Origin of the sequence: Acetobacterium sp., from assembly GCF_036508315.1 — a bacterium.
Lineage (GTDB): Bacteria > Bacillota > Clostridia > Eubacteriales > Eubacteriaceae > Acetobacterium.
The window spans coordinates 1-4,273 of record NZ_DATCHP010000021.1 but is presented as its reverse complement, the minus strand read 5'-3'; the positions used below and the strand labels follow the sequence as shown (position 1 = coordinate 4,273).

Genomic DNA, 4,273 nt, shown 5'->3' with positions numbered 1-4,273 from the left:
CAATTTTGATAAATGGTTTGCACTTGCAATATTTTCCCCAATGGCACCTGATGATTATTTATGTTATCTGGCAGGACTGACGGAAATGAGAGTTAAAAAATTCACCTTAATAATTTTAGCTTGCAAGCCCTTTGGGATTGCAGCCTACTCATTTGGAATTAATTTAATTTACACACATCTACTATCGTTACTTCACTAGAAGGAATTACATGAAGATGTTATACTATCAGTAAGAATAGCATAATACAATAAACACGAACAAAGAAGACAGAAGAGGATTACAGTTTATAGATGAGTTGAAAATATGAAACACAGGAGATGCAATAATGGAAGAAAAAGAATGTGATTACAAATGTAAATCGTGTGAAGATTCATGTATTACCACAGCTACTACAGAGGACTTATTGGCAAGGGGCCTTTATTGTTTGAGATACAGCGGTGTGATCGGTGAATTCTCAGAGATGCAGGAAGCCATCGATATTGAATTAAACACAAGGGATGATGCCTAAATAATTAAAACGGACAGAGAATAAGTCCATATATGCAAATTAAAGAACCTCTCCAGTTATGAAGAGGTTCTTCTTTGTTTTATATCCGTTCTTGGGGTTCTTAAATAGTCTAATCTTCTTTTGGTTCCTGATATTCATGGCAAAATAAAACCTTGGTGCTCGTTCTATCGGATTCTGTAATAATATAAATGCTGCCCTGACTGGTGGAATACTTGGCCATTAATCCTAATTCTCCACATGCTAAGGCATGATCGTTGGCTGCCTGATCCACTTCCTCACAATCGCCCCAATCACTAAAGGCGTATCTGGCAATGCATGTTCGTATTTCCATTTCAAATTTCACATCATCCGCTACGATATCATTAATTGCCGATGTCTTTTCTAATTGGCCAAGATTAACACCTTTTACATTTATGAATGCTTCTTCCATATCAATAACCTCTCTTTTCTTGAGTTTTCAGTTTCGCCGTATTTAAAATATGCATTGTATCTTGACGATGCATAAATTTCATAATCATCACAATTATTATATTGGACAATTTATTTTAACACTTTTTCGAAAAAATTGAAACGTTTTTATAGTCATATTCAGATGCTTTTATTATAATGAGGATTAAAGATCTAAAAAGGAGATCCAATTGATTGAAGTGATAGGAAAATGCAATTCTTCAATATCTTCATATGGTTTCTTTCTTAACCAATGCGGCAAGGGTTATTATTTCAGTGCCATGCTTGCTTCTTATTTTATCCATGGCCTGGTCAATGCGCTGATTTTTATCATTTTTCCCGGGGTCTTCCTTCAGGTCAAAAAACGACAGCTGCTTCAAAGAGTCTTCTTCTTGAAAGCCTGAAAGGCTTAATCCGATTAATCGTACTGCATGGTTCCTGTTCCAATTTTGTTCAAGCAGACTGCACCCGGCCTGGTAAATTTCTCTGGTGGTAAAGGTTGCGCTCAGGGTTGTCTGCCTTGTGACCACCCGAAAATCAGAATATTTCAGGGTGATCTGGACCGTCCGTCCTTTTTTTCCATGATTTCTGGCAGTCATACCAATATGATCCGCAAGTTCGATGAGAACGATCTTGGCTTTCTCAATGTCGGATATATTTTCCGGCAGTGTTTTTTCACGTCCGATTGATTTCATTTCATCTGCCCTATGAGGGTGAACAGAGGAATGGTCAATCCCATTTGCATGGAGATAAATGTCATTTCCATTTTTCCCGAAAGTCCTGACAAAAAGGCTGGCATCAAAATTCGCAAGCTCACCAATGGTATGAATGCCAATGCGTTCAAGTTTTTCAGCAGTTTTAGCGCCGATGCCGTGCATTGTTTTCACTGGCAGGGGCCAGAGTTTGATTGGAATATCATCTTTCCAAAGTTCAGTGATACCAAGGGGTTTCTTCATATCAGATGCCATTTTTGCAAGGAATTTATTTTCAGCAATACCGACTGAGCACCAAAGCCCCAGTCGGTCTTTGATCTCATCCATTATGTGTTTTGCAGCCTCGACAGGTGTGCCGAAAAGTCCTTCACTCCCTGTCATATCAAGCCATGCCTCGTCAATACTGTTCTGCTCAACAATTGGCGAATAGTTTGATAGCAGGTCCATCACTTCTCTTGATTTTTGTTTATAAAAAGTGAGATCCGGAGAAACCAGAATCATTTCTGGACATCGTTTCAATGCTTCATGAAGGACCATGGCAGTCTTAACCCCATGGGATCGCGCCTCATAGTTTGCAGCGAGAATAATGCCGGTACGCTTTTTCGGATCACCGGCAACAGCGGCAGGTACAGAGGCAAGGGAAGCGTTCCTGGTCATCTCGCAGGATATGAAGAAAGCATTCATATCAACAAGAAATATTACTTTTTTCACCGGCTTACCTCCTTCAAAAATTCTTTTATGTCTGGGGCTTGCAGTCCACTCATAGCAGCATATTTGCATTGCTTTCCTTATCCTATTTTAACATATTTAGCAGAAATTTCAATCACTGGCCACTTAATTCGTTTTGTCTAATGAATAATTTTATAACTTAATATTGACAAAAACAGAAAACAGGAGGTATAATAACAATATAATATATGAACGATTGTTCAATCGTTCATATGAAGATTAATGAGGAGATAATATGGCTAAAAAATTACAACCAATTGAAACGTGTCACTGTGATGTCATACATGAAGATATTGTAAATCAGGTAAAAGAGAAAATGCCTGAAGAAGAAACCCTCTATGACCTGGCGGATTTGTTTAAAGTCTTTGGGGATTCCACAAGAATCAAAATACTTTGGGCCTTGGATGAAGCTGAAATATGTGTTTGCGATATTGCCTTTCTGCTGAATATGACCCAATCAGCCATATCCCATCAGCTGAGAATCTTAAAACAGGCGAATCTGGTAAAAAACAGAAAAGAGGGAAAGATTGTATTTTACTCTTTAAATGATGAACACGTCAAACAAATATTCAACCAGGGATTAATTCATATCAAGGAGGACCAATGATGATAAAAAAGGAACTGATACTTGAAGGGCTTTGCTGTGCCAACTGCGCAGCCAAAATTGAATACGAAGTCAATGAGCTAAACGGCGTCAGTGGTACCCTGAATTTCATAAATAAAGCTTTGATTTTAGAAATTGAAGCGGATATTGATGACCAAAGTATAATCGAACAAGTCAAATCCATTGTGCACAAGCATGAACCGGATGTCAGGGTTGTTCTTAAAGGAAATACCGCGAAAACAGATGGGCAGGAAGCTACTGATGACGAACCGGAAAGTGGCAGCTTTCGCAAAAAGCTGCTGACTAAACTTGTCATCGGCGGGTCGCTGTTTGCAGTAGGCATTATTTTCGATTTTCAGAATTGGCTGGAATTAACCCTGTTTTTAATAAGTTATATCGTTGTCGGCGGGGATGTTGTTTTACGGGCAGTAAAGGGAATCAGCAGAGGCCAGGTATTCAGTGAACACTTTCTGATGAGTGTTGCCACCATCGGGGCCTTCTTTATTGGCGATTATGCCGAAGGTGTGGCTGTTATGATGTTCTATCTGGTTGGTGAACTATTCCAGGACATGGCCGTCGATCACTCCAGAAAATCAATCAGTTCATTAATGGATATAAGACCTGACTATGCCAATCTCCAGATCGGGGATGAACTGAAAAAGGTAGCTCCTGAAGATGTAAAGATTGGCGATATTATTGTGGTAAAGCCGGGAGAAAAAATTCCCCTGGATGGCAAGGTCATCGGCGGGATTTCAATGGTTGATACCTCAGCGCTGACCGGTGAATCCGTTCCCCGGGAATTGGAGCCGGGAAAAGATGCACTAAGCGGTTTTATCAATAAAAATGGTGTGTTGACGGTTGAAGTAACAAAAGATTTTGGTGAATCAACGGTATCCAAAATTTTGGATTTGGTTCAGAATGCCAGCAGTAAGAAAGCACCGACAGAACAGTTTATCACAAAATTTGCAAGGTATTATACGCCGGTGGTGGTCTTTAGCGCCCTGGCCCTGGCAACCATACCGCCACTGGTGATTCCCGGAGCCACCTTCTCTGAATGGCTTTACAGAGCCCTGGTATTTTTAGTGGTATCCTGCCCATGTGCACTGGTGATATCAATCCCTTTGGGATTCTTCGGCGGTATTGGAGGGGCATCTAAAAGAGGAATCCTCATAAAAGGCAGCAACTATCTGGAAGCACTGAATGATGTGGAAACCGTTGTGTTTGATAAAACCGGAACATTAACCAAAGGGGTTTTTAAAGTCACCGAAATA

General features: G+C 40.0%; 5 protein-coding genes and 1 pseudogene. 4 read left to right on the top strand and 2 right to left on the bottom strand.

Annotated elements, in window-relative coordinates; genetic code table 11:
- Together VIK44_RS02495 and VIK44_RS02490 are read left to right on the top strand one after the other, a co-directional pair.
- Positions 1 to 199 (top strand): annotated as a pseudogene (locus VIK44_RS02495) (TVP38/TMEM64 family protein); the annotation flags it as partial.
- A 127-nt stretch (positions 200 to 326) separates the two neighbouring features.
- The gene (locus VIK44_RS02490; protein ID WP_331552266.1) at positions 327 to 509 is read left to right on the top strand and encodes a hypothetical protein; all 183 of its coding nucleotides are present in this window, start codon (positions 327 to 329) and stop codon (positions 507 to 509) included.
- Between the two features lie 109 nt (positions 510 to 618).
- Here VIK44_RS02490 and VIK44_RS02485 read toward each other — a convergent pair whose 3' ends face one another.
- On the bottom strand, positions 619 to 939 hold the full coding sequence (locus VIK44_RS02485; protein ID WP_331552265.1) for a hypothetical protein: 321 nt from the start codon (positions 937 to 939) through the stop codon (positions 619 to 621).
- 247 nt (positions 940 to 1,186) lie between these two features.
- Positions 1,187 to 2,380, bottom strand: coding sequence for a DNA polymerase IV (locus VIK44_RS02480; protein ID WP_331552264.1), 1,194 nt, complete (start codon positions 2,378 to 2,380; stop codon positions 1,187 to 1,189).
- Positions 2,381 to 2,633: 253 nt separating this feature from the next.
- Between VIK44_RS02480 and VIK44_RS02475 the strand changes: the two genes are divergently transcribed.
- Together VIK44_RS02475 and VIK44_RS02470 are read left to right on the top strand one after the other, a co-directional pair.
- Positions 2,634 to 3,005: a metalloregulator ArsR/SmtB family transcription factor gene (locus VIK44_RS02475; RefSeq protein WP_331552263.1), complete on the top strand. Its 372-nt coding sequence runs from the start codon at positions 2,634 to 2,636 to the stop codon at positions 3,003 to 3,005.
- Positions 3,005 to 4,273 (top strand): heavy metal translocating P-type ATPase (locus VIK44_RS02470; protein ID WP_331552267.1); only part of this gene is annotated, 1,269 nt, incomplete at its 3' end. The genes VIK44_RS02475 and VIK44_RS02470, both read left to right, overlap by 1 nt.